We start from the raw sequence: 5,183 nt of genomic DNA, 5'->3' as shown, positions 1-5,183 counted from the left end.
GGGGAGGGAGCGGGTGGTGAAGGTGGTCAGGTCGGGGGCTGTGGCGTCGGTGGGGAGGCGGCGCAGGGCGGCGCGGTCGGCGTAGAGCGTCCAGCGCAGGAAGTCGGTGGTGGTGGCGAGCACCTGGGCGAAGCCGGGTCGCCCGGGCGTCAGGTACTCGCCGTGGCCCTGACCGGTGAGGCTCAGGAAGGCGGCCGGCCCGAGACAGCGGGCGTACGCGGCCCGGCCGATCGGCTCCGGCACGATCCGGTCGGCGCTCCCGTGCACGAACAGCATCGGCGCGAGCGGCCGGGAGAGCCCGGCCACCATCCGGCCACCGGCGATCACGATTCCGGCCCGTACCGGGAACGGCTGCCCGGAGGCGAACATGCCGAGCGTGGTGTGCCCGCCGGCCGAGTGCCCGGCGGCGGCGAACCGGTCCACTGCCATGTGCGCGCCGAGCGGATCCCCGGGCCGGGCGCCCAGCCGGACCAGGTGTCGGATCAGTCGCCAGGCGTCGGCCGGCTGGTTGCGGACGTCGTCGCGGGTGAAGGCGCGGGCGCGCTGGTTCGTACGCGGAAAGGTGGGCGCGACCACCACGAAGCCGGCGGCGGCCCAGCGGCTGGTCAGCGCCGAGTGCAGGGCGGGCAGGCTGCGCAGCCCGTGGCTGTAGAGCACCACCGGGAACCGGCCGGCGGCGAACGGGGCTCCCGGCCGGACGCGGGGTCCAGGGCTCGACGGTGTGGCGCGTCCGGAGCCGGACGGGGCCGCGGAGACGGACGGGCGAGACGGCAGGGCCGAAGCGCGAGGCCCGCGCGGGCCGGACAGGACCGGCGCGAGATCGACACCAGCCGAGCCGGGACCAGCCGAAACAGGGCCGGCCGAGCCGGGGCCGGCCGTGTACGGCGGTGCGGAGGACTGCTGTGCCGGGTACCACACGGTGACCGGCAGCGGCCGCCTGCCGTCCGGATCGAGCGTGAACTGTCGCATCCCGACCGCGTACTGGTGCTCCGGCGCGGGCCCGACGGCGGCCGGGACCGGGCCGGACGTGGCCACGGCCGGGCCGCAACCGGCCAGCAGCGCCGTCATCAGCGCGGCGACCAGCCGCTGCCCCCTCACACCTGCACGGTAGGCAGCCGAGCGGTCGGCCCGCGCCCGCCGTCCGGGCCGGTCGGTGCCGCCACCCGGGCGGCTCCCGCCTCCACCGGGTGGCCGGGTTCGCCCGATCCCGCCGACCGGATCCGCAGGTGGCGGCCCGGCGGGACATTCCGGTCCGGGCGGCTTCGCTAGGGTCAGCCGCATGGCTGAGAACTACACCGACCCGAGTGGCAACACCGCGCAGTTCCGCGCATTCGTCGATTCTCCCGAGCCGGCCGCGTCGGCGTCGGCGCCGTCACGCCTGCCGCTGATCGCCGGCGTGGCCGTCGCCGCCGTGGTGGTGGTCGCCCTGGTCGCCTGGATCGCCCTGGGCTGACCCGGCCCGCGCGGGAAGCGAGGCGGCGAGCAAGCATGGTCCGGCCCCGGCTCACGCCGGGGATCCGGCGCACGTGACACGCGGTCAGACGCCCAGCACCTCGCGGGTCTCGCGGGCGATCTCCCGCTCCTCGTCGGTGCCGACCACGAGCACCGCCACCTCCGCGCCGTCCGGGGAGACGACCCGGTCGCCGTGGCCGTCGTTGCGCGCCGGGTCGACCGCGACGCCCAGCCGCTCCAGCCCGGCCAGCGACGCCGCCCGCACCGGTGCGGCGTGCTCGCCGACCCCGGCGGTGAACGCGATCGCGTCGACCCGGCCGAGCAGCGCGTAGTACGCGCCCACGTAGCCGGTGATCCGGCGGCAGTAGACGTCGAACGCCAGCGTCGCGTCCGGGTCGCCGGCGTCGCGGCGGGCCAGCACCTCCCGCATGTCGTTGGCGCCGGTCAGCCCGAGCAGGCCGCTGCGGTGGTTGAGCAGGTCGTCGATGTCGTCCACGACCATGCCGCCCTCGCGGCGCAGGTGGAAGATGACTGTCGGGTCGAGGTCGCCGCTGCGGGTGCCCATCACCAGGCCCTCCAGCGGGGACATGCCCATCGAGGTGGCCACGCTGCGGCCTCCCTGGACCGCGCACGCGCTCGCCCCGTTGCCCAGGTGCAGGGTGATCGTGTTCAGCTCGTCGTACGGGCGGTCGAGCAGGTCGGCGACGCGACGCGAGACGTACGCGTGCGAGGTGCCGTGGAAGCCGTAGCGGCGGACGCCGTACCGCTCGGCGGTGACCTTGTCGATCGCGTACGTGGCGCCGGCCTCGGGCAGCGTGTGGTGGAACGCGGTGTCGAAGACCGCCACCTGCGGGGTGTCCGGCAGCGCCTCCCGGGCCACCCGGATGCCGGCCAGGTTGGCCGGGTTGTGCAGTGGCGCCAGCGGCACCAGATCCTCGATGGCGGCCACGACCGCGTCGTCGATGCGTACCGGCGCGCTGAACTTCCGCCCGCCGTGCACCACCCGGTGGCCGACGCCGGACAGCCCGGTCAGGTCTAGCCGGCCGATGATCTCCCGGACCGCGCTCTCGTGGTCGGCCGGCCCGCCGCCGGGTTCGCCGATCCGCTCGACTGTGCCCTTGTCCAGGACGTCGTCGCCGTCGTACAGCCGGTACTTGACCGACGAGGACCCGCTGTTGAGGACCAGGATGCGGCTCATTCCGACGCCTCCGCGGCGGCCTGGATGGCGGTGATCGCCACCGTGTTGACGATGTCCGCCACGGTAGCGCCCCGGGACAGGTCGTTCACCGGCCGGCGCAGGCCCTGCATGACCGGCCCGACCGCCACCGCCCCGGCCGACCGCTGCACCGCCTTGTACGTGTTGTTGCCGGTGTTGAGGTCCGGGAAGATGAACACGGTCGCCCGCCCCGCGACCGGGCTGTCCGGCAGCTTGGTGGCCGCCACCTGCGGGTCGATCGCCGCGTCGTACTGGATCGGGCCCTCGACCAGCAGGTCCGGCCGGCGTTCCCGGACCAGCTTGGTGGCCGCCGCGACCTTCTCCACGTCGGCGCCGGCGCCGGAGCTGCCGGTGGAGTACGACAGCATCGCCACCCGGGGCTCGATGCCGAACCGGGCCGCGGTGTCGGCCGACGAGATGGCGATGTCGGCGAGCTGGTCGGCGTCCGGGTCGGGGTTGACGGCGCAGTCGCCGTACACAAGCACCCGGTCGGCGAGCAGCATGAAGAAGACGCTGGAGGCGACCGAGACGCCCGGCACGGTCCGGATGATCTCGAACGCGGGCCGGATGGTGGCGGCTGTGGTGTGGGTGGCGCCGGAGACCATGCCGTCGGCGTGACCGGTCTGCACCATCATCGTGCCGAAGTAGTTGGCCTGCGCCACGATGTCGTGCGCCAGCTCCACTGTGACGCCGCGGTGGGCGCGCAACTGCGCGTACGCCTGGGCGAACTCGTCCCGCCACGGGCTGGTCACCGGGTCGACGATCTGGGCGTCACCGAGGTCGACGCCCAGTTCCCGGGTCCGCCTGGCGATCTCGTCCGGGCGGCCGAGCAGGGTGATCTCCGCGACGCCCCGGCGCAGCAGCACCTCGGTGGCGCGCAGGATCCGCTCGTCCGCGCCCTCGGGCAGCACCAGCCGGCGGCGCCGGGCGCGGGCCCGGTCGATCAGGTCGTTCTCGAACATCAGCGGGGTGACCCGCGCGGACCGGCTGACCCGCAGCCGACGGGCCAGGTCGTCGGTGTCCACGCAGCGTTCGAACGCGCCGAGCGCGGCCTCGACCTTGCGCGGGTTGGCGGTGCTGGGGCGGCCCTCGATGCGGCTGGACGCGGACACCGTGTCGTAGCTGTCGCTGGGCACCGACAGCACTGGGAGCCCGGTGTTCATCCGCTCGACCAGGCGCATGGCGCGCGGGTCGGGCTGTTCGCCGAGCGTGAGCACCAGCCCGGCCAGCGACACCTGCCCGGCCACGTGCGCGGCGCCGGCGGCGACCAGCAGGTCGGCGCGGTCGCCCGGGGTGATCACCAGCGCCCCGTCGGTGAGGTGGTCCAGCAGCGTCGGCACGTGCGCCGCGCCCACCACGTAGTCGAGCACGTCGCGGTCGAGCGCGGTCTCGTCGCCGGTGAGCACGGTGCCGTGCAGCGCCGCCGCCACCTCGGCCACCGTCGGCGCCGACACGGTCGGCACCTCCGGGATCGCGTACGCGGGCACCGGCAGCTCGGGCAGCGTCATGGGCTCCGGCACGCGGTTGGCCAGTGCCGCGATCACCGTCGCGCCGAGGTCGACCAGATCGTGGTACGCGCCACGCAGTGCCGCCGCGATCGAGTCGGGCGCCTGCCCGAACCCGTCCACCACGGGCACCACGACGCTGCCGAACTCGGTCGCCAGGCGGGCGTTGAAGGCCAGCTCGCGTGGCCCGGTGCCGTCGCCGTAGGCGAAGTCGCTGCCGACCACCACTATCGCCGGGCAGCGCCGTTCGACCTCCCGGTAGCGGGTGACGATCCGGGAGATCAGCTCCTCCCGGCGGCCGTCCGCGACGAGCGCGCTCGCCTCGGCGTACGTGGCGCCGTACAGCTCGTCGACCGGCAGTTCCATCCGGTAGCGCTCGGTGAGCAGGGCGAGGATCGGGTCGGCGCCGTCACCGGCGACGAGCGGCCGGAACGCGCCTATCCGTTCCACCTGCCGGGACAACAGCTCGGCCAGCCCGAGCGCCACTGTCGATTTTCCCCCGCCGGAGCCGACGCCGGTGAGGTACACGCTGCGAGCCACGGCACCCAACCTACAAGATCGAGGTCGGTGCTGTCCGTTCTGCCTGGTCAGCACGGCTAGCCGGGGGAGAAGGTGGGAATTTCTCGCATCTACACTTGGCTTGTGGAAGGCCCGACCGCACTGATTCCTGTCGTACCGGAATCGCCCCCCGTCTTCGTCGACCCGAGCGGGCGGCGACGCCGGCGGCTGCGCCGTCTCGCCTACTGCGCCGGCGCGGCGGGTGTGATCTACACGGTCATGGTCGGAGTCAGCTTCGCCGGCGGGCCGATCACCCCGGACACCGTCATCCCGTTCGTCGAGCCGAGCACCGAGCAGCGGCTGCCGTCGCCGGGCCAGCCGGCGTCGCCGTCACCCGCGGTCACCCGTGTCGCGCCGGCGACGCCCACCGACGTCGGTACCGCCGCGACACGTGCGCCGGCCACCTCCGCCTCGCCCGCAAGCGCGGTCCCACCCAGCCCCGGGTATCAACC

The 5,183-nt window shown here is 74.3% G+C and carries 4 protein-coding genes and 1 pseudogene; 2 read left to right on the top strand and 3 right to left on the bottom strand.

Features of this window, described 5'->3' with window-relative positions:
• The coding region (locus F8279_RS29090; RefSeq protein ID WP_151501646.1) for an alpha/beta hydrolase at positions 1–1,098 on the bottom strand (1,098 nt) is incomplete at its 3' end.
• Positions 1,099–1,279: 181 nt separating this feature from the next.
• Between F8279_RS29090 and F8279_RS30400 the strand changes: the two genes are divergently transcribed.
• Positions 1,280–1,453, top strand: coding sequence for a hypothetical protein (locus F8279_RS30400; RefSeq protein ID WP_013288346.1), 174 nt, complete (start codon positions 1,280–1,282; stop codon positions 1,451–1,453).
• 84 nt (positions 1,454–1,537) lie between these two features.
• Here F8279_RS30400 and F8279_RS29085 read toward each other — a convergent pair whose 3' ends face one another.
• Complete coding sequence (locus F8279_RS29085) at positions 1,538–2,650, bottom strand: acetate/propionate family kinase (RefSeq protein ID WP_151501645.1); 1,113 nt, start codon at positions 2,648–2,650, stop codon at positions 1,538–1,540.
• Positions 2,647–4,722, bottom strand: coding sequence for a phosphate acetyltransferase (gene pta, locus F8279_RS29080; RefSeq protein ID WP_151501644.1), 2,076 nt, complete (start codon positions 4,720–4,722; stop codon positions 2,647–2,649). The genes F8279_RS29085 and pta overlap by 4 nt, the downstream gene beginning before the upstream one ends.
• Before the next feature lie 93 nt (positions 4,723–4,815).
• Between pta and F8279_RS30745 the strand changes: the two are divergent.
• Positions 4,816–5,183: pseudogene (locus F8279_RS30745) on the top strand (hypothetical protein); the annotation flags it as partial.

This window comes from Micromonospora sp. AMSO1212t, assembly GCF_008868145.1.
Lineage (GTDB): Bacteria > Actinomycetota > Actinomycetes > Mycobacteriales > Micromonosporaceae > Micromonospora > Micromonospora tulbaghiae.
The sequence above is the reverse complement of the archived record's forward strand: the minus strand, read 5'-3'. Positions and strand labels throughout refer to the sequence as shown.